Origin of the sequence: Sphingomonas faeni, from assembly GCF_030817315.1 — a bacterium.
In the GTDB taxonomy this organism is placed as follows: Bacteria; Pseudomonadota; Alphaproteobacteria; order Sphingomonadales; family Sphingomonadaceae; genus Sphingomonas; species Sphingomonas faeni_C.
Map to the genome: position 1 here is coordinate 2352413 of NZ_JAUSZF010000001.1, position 19517 is coordinate 2371929.

At 66.0% G+C, this 19517-nt stretch carries 14 protein-coding genes and 1 tRNA gene; 9 read left to right on the top strand and 6 right to left on the bottom strand.

What is annotated here, in order from left to right; translation table 11 throughout:
* Nucleotides 1–7 precede the first annotated feature (7 nt).
* Complete coding sequence (locus QFZ54_RS10885) at nucleotides 8–835, bottom strand: SDR family NAD(P)-dependent oxidoreductase (RefSeq protein ID WP_307087018.1); 828 nt, start codon at nucleotides 833–835, stop codon at nucleotides 8–10.
* A gap of 132 nt (nucleotides 836–967) precedes the next feature.
* Between QFZ54_RS10885 and QFZ54_RS10890 the strand changes: the two genes are divergently transcribed.
* Complete coding sequence (locus QFZ54_RS10890; protein ID WP_307087019.1) at nucleotides 968–1756, top strand: SDR family oxidoreductase; 789 nt, start codon at nucleotides 968–970, stop codon at nucleotides 1754–1756.
* Nucleotides 1757–1912: 156 nt separating this feature from the next.
* Here QFZ54_RS10890 and QFZ54_RS10895 read toward each other — a convergent pair whose 3' ends face one another.
* Nucleotides 1913–4168, bottom strand: coding sequence for an NADP-dependent malic enzyme (locus QFZ54_RS10895; RefSeq protein WP_307087020.1), 2256 nt, complete (start codon nucleotides 4166–4168; stop codon nucleotides 1913–1915).
* 431 nt (nucleotides 4169–4599) lie between these two features.
* On the opposite strand from QFZ54_RS10895, the gene mutS reads away from it, so the two are divergent.
* Together mutS and QFZ54_RS10905 are read left to right on the top strand one after the other, a co-directional pair.
* Nucleotides 4600–7179 (top strand): DNA mismatch repair protein MutS, encoded by a 2580-nt coding sequence (gene mutS, locus QFZ54_RS10900; RefSeq protein ID WP_307089389.1) that lies wholly within the window; start codon nucleotides 4600–4602, stop codon nucleotides 7177–7179.
* 166 nt (nucleotides 7180–7345) lie between these two features.
* Nucleotides 7346–8344: a cation diffusion facilitator family transporter gene (locus tag QFZ54_RS10905; protein ID WP_373458507.1), complete on the top strand. Its 999-nt coding sequence runs from the start codon at nucleotides 7346–7348 to the stop codon at nucleotides 8342–8344.
* A 23-nt stretch (nucleotides 8345–8367) separates the two neighbouring features.
* Here QFZ54_RS10905 and QFZ54_RS10910 read toward each other — a convergent pair whose 3' ends face one another.
* Complete coding sequence (locus tag QFZ54_RS10910; protein WP_307087022.1) at nucleotides 8368–9051, bottom strand: hypothetical protein; 684 nt, start codon at nucleotides 9049–9051, stop codon at nucleotides 8368–8370.
* 89 nt (nucleotides 9052–9140) lie between these two features.
* Here QFZ54_RS10910 and QFZ54_RS10915 point away from each other — a divergent pair, with 89 nt between their 5' ends.
* On the top strand, nucleotides 9141–9551 hold the full coding sequence (locus tag QFZ54_RS10915; RefSeq protein WP_307087023.1) for a glycine zipper 2TM domain-containing protein: 411 nt from the start codon (nucleotides 9141–9143) through the stop codon (nucleotides 9549–9551).
* 64 nt (nucleotides 9552–9615) lie between these two features.
* Here QFZ54_RS10915 and QFZ54_RS10920 read toward each other — a convergent pair whose 3' ends face one another.
* Together QFZ54_RS10920 and QFZ54_RS10925 are read right to left on the bottom strand one after the other, a co-directional pair.
* Nucleotides 9616–10932: an Nramp family divalent metal transporter gene (locus QFZ54_RS10920; protein WP_307087024.1), complete on the bottom strand. Its 1317-nt coding sequence runs from the start codon at nucleotides 10930–10932 to the stop codon at nucleotides 9616–9618.
* 231 nt (nucleotides 10933–11163) lie between these two features.
* Nucleotides 11164–11787 (bottom strand): DNA-3-methyladenine glycosylase family protein, encoded by a 624-nt coding sequence (locus QFZ54_RS10925; RefSeq protein WP_307089392.1) that lies wholly within the window; start codon nucleotides 11785–11787, stop codon nucleotides 11164–11166.
* 75 nt (nucleotides 11788–11862) lie between these two features.
* Between QFZ54_RS10925 and QFZ54_RS10930 the strand changes: the two genes are divergently transcribed.
* A complete protein-coding gene (locus QFZ54_RS10930) occupies nucleotides 11863–12180 on the top strand; it encodes a 2Fe-2S iron-sulfur cluster-binding protein (protein WP_107963842.1) in 318 nt (105 codons plus the stop codon).
* 166 nt (nucleotides 12181–12346) lie between these two features.
* Here the strand turns inward: QFZ54_RS10930 and rlmB are convergent, their stop codons facing one another.
* Nucleotides 12347–13090, bottom strand: a complete 744-nt coding sequence (rlmB, locus tag QFZ54_RS10935) for a 23S rRNA (guanosine(2251)-2'-O)-methyltransferase RlmB (protein ID WP_307087025.1) — start codon at nucleotides 13088–13090, stop codon at nucleotides 12347–12349.
* A gap of 161 nt (nucleotides 13091–13251) precedes the next feature.
* Between rlmB and QFZ54_RS10940 the strand changes: the two genes are divergently transcribed.
* From QFZ54_RS10940 to glgC, 4 genes are all read left to right on the top strand, one after another.
* Nucleotides 13252–13338, top strand: a tRNA-Tyr gene (locus QFZ54_RS10940).
* Between the two features lie 133 nt (nucleotides 13339–13471).
* The gene (locus tag QFZ54_RS10945) at nucleotides 13472–15898 is read left to right on the top strand and encodes a glycogen/starch/alpha-glucan phosphorylase (protein ID WP_307087026.1); all 2427 of its coding nucleotides are present in this window, start codon (nucleotides 13472–13474) and stop codon (nucleotides 15896–15898) included.
* The gene (glgB, locus tag QFZ54_RS10950) at nucleotides 15895–18057 is read left to right on the top strand and encodes a 1,4-alpha-glucan branching protein GlgB (RefSeq protein WP_307087027.1); all 2163 of its coding nucleotides are present in this window, start codon (nucleotides 15895–15897) and stop codon (nucleotides 18055–18057) included. Before QFZ54_RS10945 ends, glgB begins: the two co-directional genes overlap by 4 nt.
* A gap of 84 nt (nucleotides 18058–18141) precedes the next feature.
* A complete protein-coding gene (gene glgC, locus QFZ54_RS10955; protein WP_373458595.1) occupies nucleotides 18142–19401 on the top strand; it encodes a glucose-1-phosphate adenylyltransferase in 1260 nt (419 codons plus the stop codon).
* Nucleotides 19402–19517: the final 116 nt, after the last annotated feature.

Genomic DNA, 19517 nt, shown 5'->3' on the forward strand with positions numbered 1-19517 from the left:
GCGGCGGTCATTTCAGTTTGTCGAGAATTGCGAACAGCGAGGGTTGCGCAGGGTCCCAGCTCGGCCGCGTGCCGATCGTCATGCCCCCGTCGACCAGGATGTGCGTGCCGGTGATGAAGCTCGCATCGTCGCTGGCGAGGAATGCGACCGCGGCGGCGATGTCGTCGCCGGTGCCGGGGCGGCGGATCGGCTGTGCGTCGGCGGCGATATGCGCGATCATCGCGTCGGCTTTGGTCGTCTTCGCTTCGTCGAGATCGAGCGTGCGCGTGAAGATGTTGGTGACGATGAAGCCGGGCACGACCGCGTTCACGCGGATTCTGTGCTGCGCGAGATCCGCGGCGGCTTGCTTGGTGAGGTGGAGGACGCCGGCCTTGGCGGTGGCATAGGCGGTCGGTGCGTAGCCTGTGCCGAGCGCGGACACCGACGAGGTATTGACGATCGCGCCGCCGCCGCGCTTGGCCATCAGTGGCGCTGCGTAGCGAATGCCGAGTGCGACCGAGCGGAGCAGGAGCGCTTGGGTGCGGTCCCAGTCCTCGGGGGAAATTTCACCGATCGGATCGCGTGAGCCGCCGGCGCCGGCGTTGTTGAACAGGATGTCGAGCCCGCCTGCATCGTCGGCGGCCTGCATCAGCGCCTCGATGTCATCCGCTTGCAGCACGTCGGTGCGCTGGAAGATGATGCGGCCGCCGGATGCGTCGGCGATCGTGTGGCCACCGGCTTCGTCGATGTCGCCGATCAGGACGGTGGCGCCTTCGTCGGCGAGTCGGAGCGCGGTCGCTCGGCCGATACCGGACGCGCCGCCGGTCACGACGGCACGCTTGCCTGAAAACCTCACACGCACTCTCCTGCTCTTTTTTGCGAGCATAGTATGGCATTCGCTACCGTCAATCTATGCTGGTTAGAAGAACGGGTTTGCAGCGGGCGTCGCTCGGCGATACCAAGCGGCCAAACATTCGGAGGATGCGTGATGGATACGACCAACCTGTTCCGGCTTGACGGCCGCGTCGCGCTGATCACCGGCGGCAGCCGCGGGATCGGCAAGATGATCGCCGCCGGCTTCATCGCGCAGGGGGCGAAGGTGTATATCTCGTCGCGCAAGGCCGATGTCTGCGAGGCGGCCGCCGCGGAACTCGGGCCGAACTGCATCTCGTTGCCGCAGGACGTCTCGACGGTAGCGGGGTGCAAGGCGCTGGCCGCGCAGTTCGCCGAGCATGAGGGCAAGCTCGATATCCTCGTGAACAACGCGGGCGCGGCGTGGGGCGTGCCGTTCGAGGAGTTTTCGGAAGTCGGCTGGGACAAGGTCATGGACCTCAACGTGAAGTCGCCGTTCTTCCTGACGCAGGCGCTCCATGCGGCGTTGAAGGCGTCGGGATCGCGGGAGCGGCCGGCGAAGGTGATCAACATCACGTCGATCGACGGGCAGCGGCTGAACCCGTGGGAGACGTACAGCTATCATGCGTCGAAATCGGCGCTGATCTACCTGACCAAGCGGATGGCGGCGCGGCTGGTGACCGATTCGATCAACGTGACCTCGATCGCGCCGGGGGCGTTTGCGAGCGACATGAACAAGGCCGCGCGGGATCATGGCGATGCGGTGGCGCAAGGGATTCCGGCGAAGCGCGTCGGGGTGGACGAGGATATGGCGGGCGCCGCCATCTACCTGGCGAGCCGTGCGGGGGATTATGTGATCGGCGAGACGATTACGGTGGATGGTGGCCTGGTGCACGCGTCGCTGGGGACATCGATCGACGCATAATCTTCTTTCCCTCGCCCCTTCGGGGAGAGGGAGGGAGGAGCGCTTGCGACGGAAGGGATAGGGGCGTTGGGATGAACCGTCCCGAGTCTCACTCCCCGCTCCCTTCCCACGGCAAGCGCCGCGGGCCCCTTCCCTCTTCCCGTAGGGGCGAGGGAGTTAGCGGGCGATACCTCCTGCTGCGAGGACGGCCAGCGTAACCAGTTCGCTCGCCGTGCTGCTCATCGGGGCGACCTGGACGGGCTTTTCCATGCCGATGAGCATTGGGCCGATGACTGAGTCCCCGCCCAGTTCGCGGAGCAGCTTGGCCGAGATATGCGCCGACTGGAGCCCCGGCATGATCAGGACGTTCGCCGGGCCGGAAAGCCGCGCGAAGGGGTAGTTCGCCAGTTGCTTCGGGTTCAGCGCGACGTCCGGCGCCATCTCGCCTTCGTATTCGAACCCGACCTGCCGCCCATCCAGCACCGTCACTGCATCGCGGATGTTGTCGAGCCACTCCCCCTTCGGATTACCGAAGTTCGAATAGCTCAGGAACGCCACGCGGGGCTCATGCCCCATCCGCCGCGCAACCGCCGCGGTCTGTTCCGCGAAGTCAGCCAGTTGCTCGGCAGTGGGCCGCTCGTTGACCGTGGTGTCGGCGATGAACACCGTGTGGCTCTGCCCGACCAGCAGATGAATACCGAACGGCGTCTTCCCCGCGACCGGATCGATCACGCGCCGGATCTGGCGCATCGTCTCGCCGTAGGTGCGCGTGATACCGGTGATCATCGCGTCGCCTTCGCCGAGCTGGAGCAGCAGCGCGCCGAAGATGTTGCGGTCCTGGTTGACCATCCGCTCGCAATCGCGGCGCAGATATCCGCGACGTTGGAGCCGCGAATACAGGAAGTCGACCATCCGCGGCACCAGCGGCGAGACGCGGCTGTTGTGGAGTTCGAAGCTTTCCGGGTCGGTGACTCCCAGCGCGCGCAACCGCTCGGGCACGTCGTCGCGACCGACCAGCACCGGGGTGCCGTAGCCGCCTTCCTTGAAGGCGATGGCGGCGCGGAGAACGACTTCCTCCTCGCCCTCCGCGAAGATCACGCGCTTCGGGTGCGCGCGGGCGCCTTCATAGGCCATCGAGAGGACCGAGGTGGTCGGGTTGAGGCGGGCCCTCAACGAGTGGCGATAGGCTTCGATATCGAGGATCGGCTTGGTCGCGACGCCCGAGGCCATCGCCGCCTTCGCGACCGCGACGGGGACGACTTCCATCAGCCGCGGATCGAACGGCGCCGGGATGATGTAAGCGGGGCCGAAGCTGTGGCTGACGCCGTAGGCGGCCGCGACTTCCTCGGGGACGCGTTCGCGGGCGAGTTCGGCGATCGCGTTGGCGGCGGCGATCTTCATCGCGTCGTTGATCCCCGTCGCGCGCACATCGAGCGCACCCCGGAAGATGAACGGGAAGCCGAGCACGTTGTTGACTTGGTTCGGATAATCCGAACGCCCGGTCGCGACGATCGCATCGGGGCGCGCGGCCATCGCCAGTTCGGGGCGGATCTCCGGCTCGGGGTTGGCCATCGCGAAGATGATCGGCGCAGGGGCCATGTCCTTGACCATCTCCGGCGTCAGCGAGCCCGCTGCGGATAGCCCCAGGAACACGTCGGCCCCGACCAGCGCCTCGGTCAGCGTGCGCGTCTCGGTGACCGCGGCATGCGCGGACTTCCACTGGTCGACGCCGTCGCGGCCCTGGTAGATCACGCCCTTGCGATCGCACAGGATCACGTTGTCGCCGCGCACGCCCATCGCCTTGACGAGCTCGGTGCAGGCGATCGCCGCGGCGCCGGCGCCATTGACGACGATCTTGACCTCGGACAGCTTCCGCCCGGTCAGCAAACACGCGTTGATCAGGCCGGCGGCGGTGATGATCGCGGTGCCGTGCTGATCGTCATGGAAGACCGGGATGTTCATCCGCTCGCGCAGCGCCTGCTCGATGATGAAGCATTCGGGCGCCTTGATGTCCTCGAGATTGATCCCGCCGAACGTGGGCTCCATCAGTTCGACCGCGTCGATGAAACGGTTCACGTCCTCGGTCTTCAGCTCGATATCGATCGCGTCGACATCGGCGAAGCGCTTGAAGAGCACCGCCTTGCCTTCCATCACCGGCTTCGATGCGAGCGGTCCGAGATTGCCCATGCCGAGGATCGCGGTGCCGTTCGAGATGACCGCGACGAGGTTTCCCTTCGCGGTATAATCATAGACGGTGGCGGGATCGTCGTAGATCGCCTGCACCGGCACCGCGACGCCGGGCGAATAGGCGAGCGCGAGATCGCGCTGCGTCGCCATCGGCTTCGACGCGATGATCTCGATCTTTCCCGGGCGGCCTTCCGAGTGGAAGAGCAAGGCTTCGCGTTCGGAGAATTGGAGCGTTTCGTCGGACATGGGCGGGGGCCTCGCACGGTCGTTGGGATCTGGGAGACCTTCTAAGCAGGTGGTCGCCGTTCGTCACCCCGGACACTTCGCCCTAGTGGGTGGCCGCCGCCTACCAACACCACCCCGGCGAAGGCCGGGCCCCAAGTGGCAAGGCCGAAGTAACGACGGACCGCGCTCTGTTATTACCGTCCCTCAATTGGGCCCCGACCTCCGCCGGGGTGGTGATAGTGCGGGGTGGTGACAACGTCCTTCTCCCCCTCGGGGAGAAGGTGGCGCGCATGCGCCGGATGAGGGGCGGTTGGGGGTGCGCGCCCGAGCCTCACTCCCCTCACCCTCCCACGCTTCGCGCGGGCCCCTCCCTCTCCCCCGAGGGGAGAGGGGTTTTATGAGGCCGGGCTTTTCGCTACCCGCCGCTGATGTTGCATCCCGCCCCTACCCCCATGATGACGCAGTATCTCGGCCTGAAGGCGGAGGCGCAGGATTGCCTGTTGTTCTACCGGATGGGCGATTTCTTCGAATTGTTCATGGACGATGCGCGGATCGCGGCGGCGGTGCTCGACATCGCGCTGACATCGCGCGGCGAGCATGAGGGCAAGCCGATCCCGATGTGCGGCGTGCCGGTGCATGCGGCGACGGTGTATCTGCAGCGACTGATCAAGGCCGGCCACCGCGTGGCGATCGCCGAGCAGGTCGAGAGCCCCGCGGAGGCGAAGGCGCGCGGCGGATCGAAGGCGCTCGTCGCACGCGCGATCGTCCGGGTGGTGACGGCGGGGACGCTGACCGAGGAGGCGTTGCTCGACGCGCGCTCGGACAATTGGTGCGTGGCGATCGGTGAGGCGGGCGGGTCGGTGGCGATCGCGGCGGCGGACGTGTCGACCGGACGGTTCGAGATCGTCGAGGTTGCGGGCGACGCGGTCGAGGCGGAACTGGCGCGGCTTGGGGCGGCCGAGGTTGTCGCGTCAGAGGCTAGCGCTTTCGAGGATTCCGCTACCACGCTGCGGCCGAAGATCGACTTCGACAGCGGCGCTGGCGAGGCTCGGCTCAAGCGAGTGTACGGCGTTGCGACGCTCGACGGGTTCGGGCAGTTCGGGCGCGCGGGGCTGGCCGCGGCGGGCGGGCTGGTCGCGTATCTGGAGCATAATGCGAAGGGCGCGATGCCCTTCCTCCGCCCGCCGCGGATAGGTCGGGCGGCGGAGACGATGGCGATCGATGCCGCGACGCGGGAGAGCCTGGAGCTGACCTGCACGACCGGTGGCGTGCGGAAAGGGAGTTTGCTCGATGCGGTCGACCGGACCGTGACGGGGGCCGGCGCGCGGCTGCTGGGCGCCGATCTCGGCGCGCCGTTGATGGATAAGGCTGCGATCGATGCGCGGCTCGATCTGGTCCGGTTGTTCCATGACGATCAGGCGGCGCGGGAGAAGTTGCGGTCGACGTTGCGCGCTTTGCCGGACATCGGCCGCGCGCTCGGGCGACTGGCGGCGGGGCGTGGTGGCCCGCGCGATCTGGGGCAGTTGCGCGATGGGCTCGACGGCGCGTGGAGCCTTGGCGAGCGGATGGACGCGATCGTCGATCCGCCGGTGCTGTTGCGGGAGATCGCGCCAAGATTGCGTGGCCATGGCGCGCTGATCGACCTGCTCAAGCGCGCGCTGGTGCCGTCGCCGCCGATCGAGGCATCGGACGGCGGATATATCGCGGCGGGCTATGACGCGGCGCTCGACGACCTGCGCGATGCGGGCGCTGGTGGGCGACGCGCGATCGCCGCGCTGGAGGCGGAGTTCCGGGCCTCGACCGGCGTCACCGCGCTGAAGATCCGGCATAACGGCGTGCTCGGCTATCATGTCGAGGTCCCGGCGCGGGCGGCGGATCCTCTGATGAAGCCCGAGAGCGGCTTCACGCATCGCCAGACGCTGGCCGGCGTGGTGCGGTTCAATACGCCTGCCCTGCACGAGGTCGCGGCGAAGGTGTCGCAGTCCGGCGCACATGCGCTCGCGGCGGAGGCGGCGCATCTGGAGGAGCTAACCGCGCAGGCTCTGGCCGGGGGCGAGGCGATTGCGGCGACGGCGGATGCATTGGCGCGGTTGGACGTGGCCGCCGGGCTAGCGGAGCGTGCCGCGGAAGGTGCCTGGGCGCGGCCGTCGCTGGTCGATCATGCCTGCTTCGAGATCGAGGGCGGGCGGCATCCGGTGGTCGAGGCCGCGGTCGCGAAGTCGGGCGACCGGTTCGTCGCCAACGACTGCAACCTGTCGGAAAGCTCGCGATTGTGGCTCGTCACCGGGCCGAACATGGGCGGTAAGTCGACCTTCCTCCGCCAGAACGCGCTGATCGCAGTCCTCGCGCAAGCCGGGTCGTACGTGCCCGCAACCAAGGCCACCCTCGGGCTGGTCGACCGGCTGTTCAGCCGCGTCGGTGCATCCGACAACCTCGCGCGCGGTCGGTCGACATTCATGGTCGAGATGGTCGAGACCGCGGCGATCCTCGCGCAGGCGACGCCGCGGTCATTCGTGATCCTCGACGAGGTCGGCCGCGGCACGTCGACCTATGACGGGCTGGCGATCGCGTGGGCGGTGGTCGAGGCGATCCATGAGGACAATCGCTGCCGCTGCCTGTTCGCGACGCATTATCATGAGCTGACGCGGCTCGCGGAGCGGTGCGAGGCACTGTCGCTGCATCATGTCCGCGCGCGAGAGTGGAAGGGGGAGCTGGTGCTGCTCCACGAACTCGCCGACGGGCCGGCGGATCGGAGCTACGGGCTGGCGGTCGCGCGGCTGGCGGGGATGTCGCCGGTGACGGTGGCGCGGGCGAAGGCGGTGCTGGCGAAGCTCGAGGCTGGGCGGGCGAAGACTGGCGGGTTGGCGGCTGGGCTGGACGACCTGCCGTTGTTCGCGGCGGCTGCGCAGGTGGAAGAGGTGGCGTGCGACGTGCTGCGCGAGGATCTGGCCAAGCTCGATATCGACGCGATGAGCCCGCGGGAGGCGCTGGACGCGCTGTACCGGTTGAAGGCGCTCGCTAACGAGGGGTGACCGCTCCCCTCCCTGGAAGGGAGGGGTTGGGGGTGGGTCGGGTTCCGCATATCCCCGGCGTTGTGGCACAAGCTGGCCGACCCACCCCCTGCCCCTCCCTTCCAGGGAGGGGAGTCCGTTGCGTCCTCGTAATCGCGTTCGCGTCCTAGTATCTCACGATACGCTAATGCTAGGCGGCGGCCGGATTAGCGGAGCGCGGGCTTTGGGCGGACATCATCACGGGCATTCACATGGCCACGCGCACGCGGGCCACGGCGGCGGCCATTCGCACGCAGGCCACAACCACGCCCCGGCATCGTTCGACCGGGCGTTCGCGATCGGGATCGGCCTCAACATCGTCTTCGTCGCGGTCGAGGCGATCGTCGGCCTGCGGATCGACTCGGTCGCGTTGCTCGCCGACGCCGGCCACAATCTATCCGACGTTCTCGGCCTCGTCGTCGCCTGGGGCGGCACGATGCTCGCGCGCACCGCGCCGACCAAGCGCTTCACCTACGGGCTGAAGGGCTCGACGATCCTCGCCGCGCTAACCAACGCATTGCTCCTGCTGGTCGCACTCGGCGCGATCGTGCTGGAGGCGTCGCAGCGTTTCTCCGACCCGGCCCCGACCGCCGGCCTCACCGTCTCGATGGTCGCGGGCGTCGGCATCGCCGTCAACGCGATCACCGCGTGGATGTTCGCACGCGGGCGCAAAGGCGACGTCAACATCCGCGGCGCGTATCTCCACATGGCCGCCGACGCGCTCGTCTCGGCCGGCGTGGTGATCGCCGGCCTCGTGATCTGGCGCACCGGCCTCACCTGGATCGACCCCGCGGTCAGCATCATCATCGCCGTCCTAATCTTCTGGCAGACCTGGGGCCTGCTCCGCGAAACCGTCGAGATGTCGCTTTCGGCGGTCCCCCGCGGGATCGAGTTCGACAATGTCGATGACGCATTGTGCGGTCTGCCCGGCGTCACCGAGATCCACGATCTCCATATCTGGCCGATGAGCACCACCGAGCCAGTGCTTACCGCGCACCTGGTGATGCCCGCCGGTCACCCCGGCGATCGCTTCCTGAGCGACGCCAGGACGATGCTTCACGAGAAATTCGGCATCGGCCACGCCACGTTGCAGGTCGAGACGGGCAATGACCATGACTGCGCGATGGCAAGTCCGGACAAGGTCTGACGCGCTTCGGACAACGTGGCGCTTCAGATGAAGTGGAAATCGGCCTTTGCGCGACTGGTTTCGCCTTCCAACGCCTGATCGCGATAAGGTCCATCGCGGTCGACCCAGTGCAGGAAGAGATGCGCCGACCAGCCGTTCGGGTTCGGTGTCATTCGTCCGTGACGATGGTGAACGCCCTGGTAGAGGACGGCATCGCCGACCTCCATCGTGATCGCGGCGTGCGGCTCGGCGCCGAAGTCGTTCGTAACGCGTGCGCTCGGTTCGGTCCGCTGCGTCCCGACTTCGAGATCCCAGGGTGCATCGTCGCTGTAATCGAGCGTCAGCGACAGGCTGTGCTCGCATGCCAGCCGGTCGGAATGCACCATGCAGACGTCGCCCTCGCGGTAGATCCGAAAATAATCATAGGTCGGCAACAGCGCGCGCCCGACGAGTTGGCTGACGATCGGTGTCAGTCCCCACAGGAACTGCAGCATCGGCGGATATTGCCGGCCGTAAACCTCGAACGCGGCCCGTTTCAGCAAATTGGGATGCTGCGTGATACCGCTCAGGTCGACGCTCGCCAAACCGAGATCCTGTTTCAACCGGCGCAGGAACGCATCGGTCACCTCGACCGGTACAAGTCCTTGAATATGCGCGAACCCATTGTCGCTGTAACTGCCTTTTACCTGCATGCGACGAGGGCTATCGACCGGCGTGGACCGGCGCAAGCCCAGGCTCCAACTTCACATGCCGGCACACCGGAATGAACTTTATCACCATGATGCAAGTTACCTCAACATAGATCAGGAGTGAGTTCATGAAGAAGCATCTTATCGCCGCGTTGATGTCCGTCGCCGTCGTGGCCCCCACGATGATGCCCACCGCAGCAACGGCACAGCGCCAAGACGATCGCCGTTTCAACAACGATCGTCGTGGAAACGATCGCAACTGGCGTGGCAGTGACCGCAACTGGGATCCGTCGCGCAGCTATCAGAACGGCAACTATCGTGAGCGTCGCCTCAGCCGCAACGATAGGATCTATCGCGGCAAGGATGGCCGCGCATATTGCAAGCGCAACGACGGCACGACCGGTCTGGTGATCGGTGCGCTCGGCGGCGGCGCGCTGGCAAACCTGATCGGTGGCGGTACGCTCGGGACGTTGGCGGGTGCCGGTGGTGGCGCGCTGCTCGGCCGGTCGGTCGACCGCGGCAACGTGAAGTGCCGCTGAGCTTCGACCGAAGCTTAGGTGATTGACGAAGCGGCGGCCGAGCGATCGGCCGCCGCTTTCGTATTCAGAGCATGCCGTAGAGCAGCGTGCCGTTCAGGCCGATGATCACTGCGGCGATCACCCAGGCGAGGATCTTCAGCCACGCGGGGCTGACCAGTTCGCCCATGATCGTGCGGTCACCGGTGAACTTGACGAGCGGTACGACGGCGAACGGGAGCTGGAGGCTGAGGACGACCTGGCTCAGCACCAGCAGCTTGGTCGCCCCCGCATCGCCGGTCGCCCCGACGACGATCACGGCGGGGACGATCGCGAGCAGGCGCGTCACCAGCCGGCGCGCCCAGACGGGCATGCGCAGGTTGAGGAAGCCCTCCATCACGATCTGGCCGGCGAGCGTGCCGGTCACCGTCGAGTTCTGGCCCGACGCGAGCAGCGCGACCGCGAACAGCACGCTTGCCGCGCCCATGCCAAGCATCGGGGCCAGCAGTTCATAGGCCTGGTCGATCTCGGCGACGTCGGTGCGGCCGGCGACATGGAAGGTCGCGGCGGCGAGGATCAGGATCGAGGCGTTGATGAAGAAGGCGAGGCCCAGCGCCACGGTGCCGTCGATCGTCGCCATCGTGATCGCGTCGCGCTTGCCCGCTTTGTCTTTGGCGAACGCGCGGGTCTGGACGATCGACGAGTGGAGATACAGGTTATGCGGCATTACGGTCGCGCCGAGGATGCCGATCGCGATGTAGAGCATCGCCGGGTTGGTCACGATCTCGGTGGTCGGCACCAGCCCACCGAGCACACCTGCCCATTCGGGCTGCGCGAGGAACAGCTCGAAGATGAAACAGCCGGCGATGATCACGAGCAGCGCGACGACGAACGCCTCCAGCTTGCGGAAGCCGAAACGTTGCAGCGCGAGGATCAGGAACACGTCGAGCGCGGTGAGGACGACGCCGTAGACCAACGGCAATCCGAACAGCAGCTTCAAGGCGATCGCCGTGCCGAGCACTTCGGCGAGGTCGCAAGCGATGATCGCGATTTCGCAGAGGAACCAGAGTATGAGCGAGACTGGCTTCGAATACTGCGCGCGGCAGGCCTGGGCGAGGTCGAGGCCGGCGACGATGCCGAGGCGGGCGGAGAGGGCTTGCAGGACCATCGCCATGAGGTTCGACAGCAGCACGACCGACAACAGCGTGTAGCCGAATGCCGAGCCACCGGCGATGTCGGTCGCCCAGTTGCCAGGGTCCATATAGCCGACCGCGACGAGATAGCCCGGCCCGACGAACGCGAACAGGCGGCGCCAGAAGGACGCACCTTCCGGGATGACGACGGTGCGGTGACTCTCGGCGAGCGAGTTGGCGAAGCCGGATGCGGGAAGATTGGGGGCTGACATCGGGGGGTGCTTTGCCGGAACGGGCGGGGTGGGACAAGGCGTGGCTGGCACGTCAGGCGCCAAATGCATTCCCCCCCTACCCGGTCACCTCAGCGAAAGCTGGGGTATCCCGGTTGGCAGGTATCGCTACCCGATCGTGGAGATCCCGGCTTTCGCTGGATGACGGGTGGGCAGGTGTGAAAGAAGAGCAGCCACGCTTCTCCCCTCCCTGAAAGGGAGGGGAGAAGGCCGTCAGATCACTTTCATGTCCGCTTGATAATGATGCCATGCGAAGATCGCCGCCGCGCCGCGGTGTGGACGCCACGCTTCCGCCACTTCGCGTGTCAATTTCTCGCTCGGGCGGGTTTCGTGGCCGAGGATACGCCCGACCTCGATCTGGATCGCGAGATCGCCCGCCGGCCAGATGTCCGTTCGCCCTTCCGCGAACAACAGGTAGATCTCCGCGGACCAGCGGCCGATGCCCTTGACGCGGACCAGCGCGGCGATCGCCTCCTCGTCGTCTTCGGGCAGGTTGGTGAGATCGAGCCGGCCGCTCGTCACCTCCTCGGCGAGGCTGCGCGCATACCCCAGTTTCTGGCGCGATAGGCCAGCGCTCTTTAGCAACTCGTCGCTAGCGGTGGCGATCTTCAGAGGATCGCCCGCATTGCCCACCGCCGCGTCGAGCTTGTTCCACACCGCCGCCGCCGAGGCGACGCTAACCTGTTGGCCTACGATCGTGCGCAGCAGCGTCGCGAAGCCGCGTTCGCTGATCCGCGGCGCGGGGTGGCCGGCATTGCCGACCGCGACCGCGAACGCCGGCTCGATCGCGCACAACGCTGCCATCGCGGTTTCGAGTTGGTCTGCGCTCAGGCCCATAAGACTCGGCTCCATGATGCTTGATCCCGGGCCCGCGCAACGGCATGAACGCAAGAAGATTTTTCGGAGAATGACATGCCCAAGCTTATCGTCGTGACGCGCGAAGGGGAAGAACGCGAGATCATCGGCGAGGCGGGCCTATCGGTGATGGAAGTCATTCGCGACGCCGGGATCGACGAGATCCTGGCGCTGTGCGGCGGCTGTTGCTCGTGCGCCACCTGCCACGTCCATGTCGACCCGGACTTTGCGGCCAAACTAAAGCCGATGGGGCCGGACGAGGATGACCTGCTCGATTCGACGAGTGATCGCGACGAGTTTTCGCGCCTGTCGTGCCAGATCGAACTGACCGACGGGCTGGATGGGTTGAAGGTAAAGATTGCAGCGGAAGACTGACTGATCGAGTCCCTCGCCCCTACGGGGAGAGGGAGGGAGCAGCCACTTGGCTGCGGAAGGGAGAGGGGCGTTGGAGTGAACCGTCCCGAGCCTCACTCCCCTCTCCCTTCCCACCGCAAGCGCGGTGGGCCCCTTCCCTCTCCCCGTAGGGGCGAGGGAGTTTGGGTCACCTAGTCGTAATCGCGTAGAGCGCGATCGCCGCCGCGTTCGAGACGTTCAGGCTCTCGACCTTTTCCGAGATCGGCAGTTTCGCAAGTTCGTCGCAATGCTGCTCGGTATTCTGGCGCATGCCCTCGCCTTCCGCGCCGAGCACGATCGCGACGCGCTGCGTGCCCATGGCTTCCGACAGCGTCTGCGTAGCGTGGCCCGTGAGCCCGATCCGCCAGAAGCCAGCCGCCGCAATCTCTTCCAGAGCGCGCGCTAGGTTCACGACACGGATCCACGGCACCGACTCCAACGCCCCCGAGGCAGCCCGCGCGATCGTCCCCGACTCCGGCGGCGCATTACGATCCGGCGTGATGATCCCCAGTGCGTCGAATGCCGCCGCCGAGCGCATGATCGCGCCGACATTGTGCGGGTCGGTCACCCCGTCGAGGATCACCAGCGGGCGGTTGTCGTCCTTGCCGTGCTCGAGCAGGTCGGCGAGCCACATGTCCTCGAGCGGCTCGACCTCGATCACCACGCCCTGGTGCGGCGCGTCGCCCGGCACCAGCCGCGCCAGATCGGCGGCCTCGGCATAGGTCACCGGCACGTCGGCAGGCAGGTCGAATCCGGCCAGTGCCTCGCGCGTGCCGAGGATTTTCCGCACCGTGCGCTCCGGATTGGCGAGCGCCGCGCCCACCGCGTGCTTGCCCCAGAAGCGGGGGCGGCCTGCCGGTGCCTTGCTCGGCCTGTGTCCCTTGCGTGCCATATTCGCTCTCTATCGTGTCAATGTATGCCGCGTCCTTGTCGGCATTCGGCTCCCGCGGCAACTATGAACCACGAAACTTCGCAAAAGCTGCGTTGACACACCGGGCGCGCTTCGCCATTGAGCCGCCTCGCTTGAGAGAGCGACGTTCGCAAGAGCGGCCTGGACAGGTGGCCGAGTGGTTAAAGGCAGCAGACTGTAAATCTGCCGGAGTTTCTCCTACGTAGGTTCGAACCCTACCCTGTCCACCACCGCCCCAGCGCGGTGATGCACACGATCCCAAAACTTTCGAGAGCAAGTTCTTCCACCCCCGGAAGGAAGTGCGCGTGACATCGGCTCGCGGAGGGTTAGGATCACGGCGACCGTAACGATTTCGGAAGCCGCGTGACCTCAGACACCGCCGTACAGCAGCCCGCCCAAGATCTCGCCGACTCGATCCTCGACACGCTCGTCCACCGCATTGGCAAGGATGCGCAGGCCGCGCGGCCGCACGACTGGCTGGCCGCGACGATCCTGACGGTCCGCAACGATATCGTCGAGCGCTGGATGGCATCGACCAAGACGGCACATGCGGCGGGTGCCAAGCGCGTCTATTATCTCAGCCTCGAATTCCTGATCGGCCGGTTGCTGCGCGACGCGGTGACCAATCTGCAGCGCAACGACGAAGTCACGCGCGCGCTCGCGCTGCACGGCGTCGACCTTGCCGAGCTGGAGGAAATCGAGCCCGATGCAGCGCTCGGGAATGGCGGTCTGGGGCGGCTGGCGGCGTGTTTCATGGAGAGCATGGCGAGCCTCGAGCTGCCCGCATACGGCTACGGCATCCGCTACGTGAACGGCATGTTCCGCCAGCGGATCGACGATGGCTGGCAGGTCGAGATGCCCGAGAACTGGCTCGCGCACGGTAACCCCTGGGAGTTCGAACGTCGCGAGAGTGCCTATTTCGTCAGCTTCGGCGGCGAAGTGACGGCATCCGACAGCGGCCAGATCCATTGGAGTCCGTCCGAGGCGGTCGAGGCCACCGCCGTCGATACGCCCGTGGTCGGCTGGCGCGGCAAGCACGTCAACACGCTCCGCCTCTGGACCGCCCGGGCGTTCGATCCGATCAAGCTCGACCGGTTCAACGCGGGCGATTTCTCGGGCGCCCTCGCCGATCAGACGCGCGCCGAAACGCTGACCCGTGTCCTCTACCCCAACGACTCCACCGCCGCCGGGCAGGAACTCCGCCTGCGCCAGGAGTACTTCTTCTCCTCCGCGTCGATCCAGGACATCGTCCGCCGCCACGTCCAGTATTTCGGCGACATCCGCACCTTGCCCGACAAGGCTGCGATCCAGCTCAACGACACGCACCCCGCGGTGTCGGTCGCGGAACTGATGCGGCTCCTGATCGACCATCACGAATTCGCGTTCGACGAAGCGTGGAAGATCACGCGCGCGACCTTCGGCTACACCAACCACACGCTGCTGCCCGAGGCGCTGGAGAGTTGGCCATTGCCGCTGTTCGAGCGCCTGCTGCCGCGGCACATGCAGATCGTCTATGCGATCAACGCCAAGTTGTTGCGGGAAGCGCGCGGTGTCGAAGGTATCGACGACCGCGCGATATCCGCGATCAGCCTGATCGACGAAGGTGGGGAGCGGCGCGTGCGGATGGCGAACCTCGCCTTTGCCGGCTCGCACAGCGTCAACGGCGTCGCCGCGCTGCATACGCAGCTGATGAAGAAGACGGTCTTCGCCGATCTCCACAAGCTGTATCCGACGCGAATCAACAACAAGACCAACGGCATCACCCCGCGCCGCTGGCTCCAGCAGTGCAACCCCGGCCTGACCGCGCTGATCCGCGATGCGATCGGCGACGGCTTCCTCGACGATGCCGAAAAGCTCGTCGATCTGGATGTTTTCGCCGAGGATTCCGGTTTCAGGGAGCGCTTTGCGGGGGTGAAGCGTTCGAACAAGGTGGCACTGGCAAATCACATCAAGGAGAGCATGGGGCTCCGCGTCGATCCGGACGCGATGTTCGACGTGCAGATCAAGCGCATCCACGAATATAAGCGCCAGCTGCTCAACATCATCGAGACGGTCGCGCTCTATGACCAGATCCGCAGCCATCCCGAACGCGACTGGACGCCTCGCGTGAAGCTGTTCGCAGGGAAGGCGGCGTCGAGCTATCACAACGCGAAACTCGTCATCAAACTGGCGAACGACGTCGCGCGCCGGATCAACGCCGATCCGTCGGTCGGTGGCCTGCTCAAGGTCGCGTTCCTGCCCAATTACAACGTGTCGCTGGCGGAGAAGATCATTCCCGCCGCCGATCTCAGCGAACAGATCTCGACCGCCGGACTCGAGGCGTCGGGCACCGGCAACATGAAGTTCGCGATGAACGGCGCGCTGACGATCGGCACGCTCGACGGGGCGAACATTGAGATCAAGGATCGCGTCGGCGACGACAACATCTTCATCTTCGGCATGACTGCGGACGAGGTCGAGGCGAAGCGCGCCAACGGCTATGATCCGCGCAGCGTGATCGACGGCTCGAACGAACTGCGCCAGGCGGTGTCGGCGATCGCGTCCGGCGTGTTCTCGCCCGACGACAAGACGCGCTATGCCGGGCTGATGGTTGGGCTGTACGAGGGAGACTGGTTCATGCTCGCCGCCGATTTCGACAGCTATGCCACCGCCCAACGTGCGGTCGACACGCGCTGGAACGACCGCGACGCGTGGGTCGCCTCGACCGTGCGCAACGTGGCGCGCGTCGGCTGGTTCTCGTCCGACCGCACGATCCGCGAATATGCGCGCGAAATCTGGACGGTGATGTGAAGCCACCCGAAGGCGCCATTGTTGCCCTCCTCGAAGGGCGTCACGACGATCCCTTCTCGTTGCTCGGCGTCCACAACGGGCCGACCGGCGTGTTCGCGCGCGTCTGGCTGCCCGGCGCGGACAAGGCGGAGGCGCACGCACTCGACGGCACTGCACTCGGCACCCTGCCCCGCATGGACGATCGTGGCCTGTTCGAGGGGCCCATTGAGGGCGATCCGCAGCCCGTGAAATATCACGCCGAGGCAGGCGACACGTCGTGGTGGGTCACCGACCCCTACAGCTTCGGCCCCGTCCTCGGCCCGATCGACGACCTGCTGATGGCCGAGGGCACGCACCGACGTCTCCACGACAAGATGGGCGCGCACCTGATCGAGCACGAAGGCGCGCACGGCGTCCATTTCGCGCTCTGGGCGCCCAACGCGCAACGCGTGTCGGTGGTCGGCGACTTCAACGACTGGGACGGCCGCCGCCACGCGATGCGCAAGCGCGGCGACGTCGGCGTGTGGGAGATCTTCATCCCCGACATCGCCGAATATCGCGCGTACAAGTTCGAGATCGTCGGCCCCGATGGCCAGCTTCAACCGCTCAAGGCCGACCCGTTCGCGTTTGCGTCCGAACTCCGCCCCGCCAACGCCTCGATCACGCGCAAGCTAGCGCATGACTGGGCCGACACCGATCACCGCAAGCACTGGTCCTCGGTCGATCCCCGCCGCGTGCCGATCAGCATCTACGAAGTCCACGCCGGTTCATGGGACCGTGACGAGAACGACTGGTTCCTCACCTGGGACGCGCTTGCCGACCGTCTGATCCCGTACGTCGTCGAGATGGGCTTCACGCACATCGAATTCCTGCCGATCAGCGAACACCCGTACGACCCGAGTTGGGGCTACCAGACCACCGGCCTCTACGCGCCCTCCGCGCGGTTCGGCGACGTCGAAGGGTTCGCGCGGTTCGTCGACGGCGCGCATCTCGCCGGGATCGGCGTGCTGCTCGACTGGGTGCCCGCGCATTTCCCGACCGACGCGTTCGGGCTGGCGCATTTCGACGGCACCGCGCTGTACGAACACGAGGACCCACGGCTCGGCTTCCACCCCGACTGGAACACCGCGATCTACAATTTCGGGCGGCGCGAAGTTGCGTCGTTTCTCGTCAACAACGCACTGTTCTGGGCCGAGCGCTATCACATCGACGGCCTCCGCGTGGATGCGGTCGCTTCGATGCTATACCGCGATTATTCGCGCAAGGCCGGCGAATGGATCCCCAACGAGCAAGGCGGTCGCGAGAATTGGGAAGCCGTCGCGTTCCTCCGCGACATGAACCGCGAGATCTATGGCCAACACCCCGGCGTCTTCACGATCGCCGAGGAATCGACGTCGTGGCCGGGCGTGTCGGCGCCCGTCAGCGACGACGGCAAGAGCGGCGGCTTAGGCTTCGGGTTCAAGTGGAACATGGGCTTCATGCACGACACGCTCCAGTACATGGCGCGCGATCCGCTGCACCGGAAGCACCACCACGGCGAGATCAATTTCGGCCTCGTCTACGCGTTCAGCGAGAATTTCGTCCTGCCGCTCAGCCATGACGAGGTCGTCCACGGCAAGGGTTCGCTGCTGACCAAGATGCCCGGCGACGACTGGCAGCAATTCGCCAATCTGCGCGCCTATTACGCGTTCATGTGGGGCTATCCGGGCAAGAAACTGCTCTTCATGGGGCAGGAATTCGCGCAACGCCGCGAATGGTCGGAAGCGCGCGCGCTCGACTGGTGCCTGCGCAACAGTCGCAGCCATGAGGGCGTCCGCAACCTCGTCCGCGACCTTAACACCGTCTACCGCGAGAAGCCGGCGCTGCATGCGCGCGATTGCGAGGGCGAAGGCTTCGAATGGCTGATAGCCGACGATGCTGCCAACTCGGTATTCGCGTGGCTGCGCAAGGCCCCGGGCGCAAAGCCGGTCGCGATCATCGCCAACATGACGCCGATTGCGCGAGCCCCCTACCGCATACCGCTGCCGCTCGACGGCCGCTGGTGCGAGATCATCAACAGCGACGCGCATGAATATTGGGGCAGCGGCCTCGGCAATCTCGGCGGCGTCGTCGCCAAGGATGGCGCGGCTTGGGTCACCTTGCCCCCGCTCGCGACGATCATGCTGGAGTTCGAGGAATAAGCTCGACCAATAGGACCGGAACCGGTTCGGGGTCACGAGGCGTTGTACTAACGAACTGGTAACGAAGGCGGGAGAGACGACATGGTGGAACGGCGGGGACAGCCATTGGCGCGCGACGCGATGGCGTATGTGCTGGCCGGCGGCCGCGGCAGTCGCCTGATGGAGCTGACCGATACGCGCGCGAAACCCGCGGTGTATTTCGGCGGCAAGGCGCGCATCATCGACTTCGCGCTGTCGAACGCGATCAACTCGGGCATTCGCCGGATCGGGGTCGCGACGCAGTACAAGGCGCATTCGCTGATCCGCCACCTCCAGAGCGGGTGGAACTTCCTCCGCTCGGAGCGCAACGAGAGCTTCGACATCCTGCCCGCGTCACAGCGGATCAGCGAGTTCCAATGGTATGAAGGCACCGCCGACGCGGTCTACCAGAACATCGACATCATCGAGAGCCACGCGCCCGAATACATGGTCATTCTGGCCGGCGATCACATCTACAAGATGGATTACGAGCTGATCCTTCAGCAGCATTGCGAGACCGGCGCGGACGTCACCATCGCCTGCCTCGAAGTGCCGCGGATGGAGGCGGTCGCGTTCGGCGTGATGGCGGTCGATGAGCATGACAACGTGACCGATTTCGTCGAGAAACCCGCCGATCCGCCCGCCGTACCCGGCAATCCGGACATCGCGCTGGCATCGATGGGGATCTACGTCTTCACGACCAAGCTGCTGTTCGAAGAATTGCGCCGCGACGCCGCGACACCCGGTTCCGCGCGCGATTTCGGCAAGGACATCATTCCGTACCTCGTCAAGAACGGCAAGGCGGTCGCGCACCGTTTCTCCGATAGCTGCGTCCGTTCCGGGCTGGAGGTCGAGGCCTATTGGCGCGACGTCGGCACGGTAGATGCCTATTGGGAGGCCAATATCGACCTCACTGACCCCGTGCCGAAGCTCGACCTCTATGACCGTAGCTGGCCGCTCTGGACTTATTCGGAGGTCACGCCGCCGGCAAAATTCGTCCACGCCGACGACGGCCGCCGCGGAGAGGCAGTGTCGTCGCTCGTGTCGGGCGATTGCATTATCTCGGGCTCGTCGATCCACCGGAGCCTGATCTTCACCGGTACGCGAGCGCATAGCTATTCGATGCTGGATCAAGCCGTAATCCTGCCCCACTGCGTGATCGGCCGCGGTGCGCGTCTGTCAAAGGTGGTGGTCGATCGCGGCGTGGAGATTCCCGACGGCCTTATCGTAGGCGAGGATGCGGAGGCGGACGCTCAACGCTTTCGCCGTACCGACAGCGGTGTGACGCTGGTAACGAAGTCCATGATCGACCGGCTGATCGCGTGAGCAACTTGCCGAGACCTGCTCCCCTCCCTGGAAGGGAGGGGTTGGGGGTGGGTCAGCCTATTGGCCACCGGTTCGCCCGCCCGATGCCGACCCACCCCCAGCCCCTCCCTTTCAGG

Coding starts and splice junctions, on each gene's coding strand:
- QFZ54_RS10925 (WP_307089392.1), bottom strand. CDS start 11,787: ATGGGCCTGAGCGCAGACCAACTCGAAACCGCGATGGCAGCGTTGTGC.
- QFZ54_RS10915 (WP_307087023.1), top strand. CDS start 9,141: ATGAAGAAGCATCTTATCGCCGCGTTGATGTCCGTCGCCGTCGTGGCC.
- mutS (WP_307089389.1), top strand. CDS start 4,600: ATGATGACGCAGTATCTCGGCCTGAAGGCGGAGGCGCAGGATTGCCTG.
- QFZ54_RS10930 (WP_107963842.1), top strand. CDS start 11,863: ATGCCCAAGCTTATCGTCGTGACGCGCGAAGGGGAAGAACGCGAGATC.
- QFZ54_RS10895 (WP_307087020.1), bottom strand. CDS start 4,168: ATGTCCGACGAAACGCTCCAATTCTCCGAACGCGAAGCCTTGCTCTTC.
- QFZ54_RS10890 (WP_307087019.1), top strand. CDS start 968: ATGGATACGACCAACCTGTTCCGGCTTGACGGCCGCGTCGCGCTGATC.
- QFZ54_RS10905 (WP_373458507.1), top strand. CDS start 7,346: ATGCTAGGCGGCGGCCGGATTAGCGGAGCGCGGGCTTTGGGCGGACAT.
- QFZ54_RS10920 (WP_307087024.1), bottom strand. CDS start 10,932: ATGTCAGCCCCCAATCTTCCCGCATCCGGCTTCGCCAACTCGCTCGCC.
- rlmB (WP_307087025.1), bottom strand. CDS start 13,090: ATGGCACGCAAGGGACACAGGCCGAGCAAGGCACCGGCAGGCCGCCCC.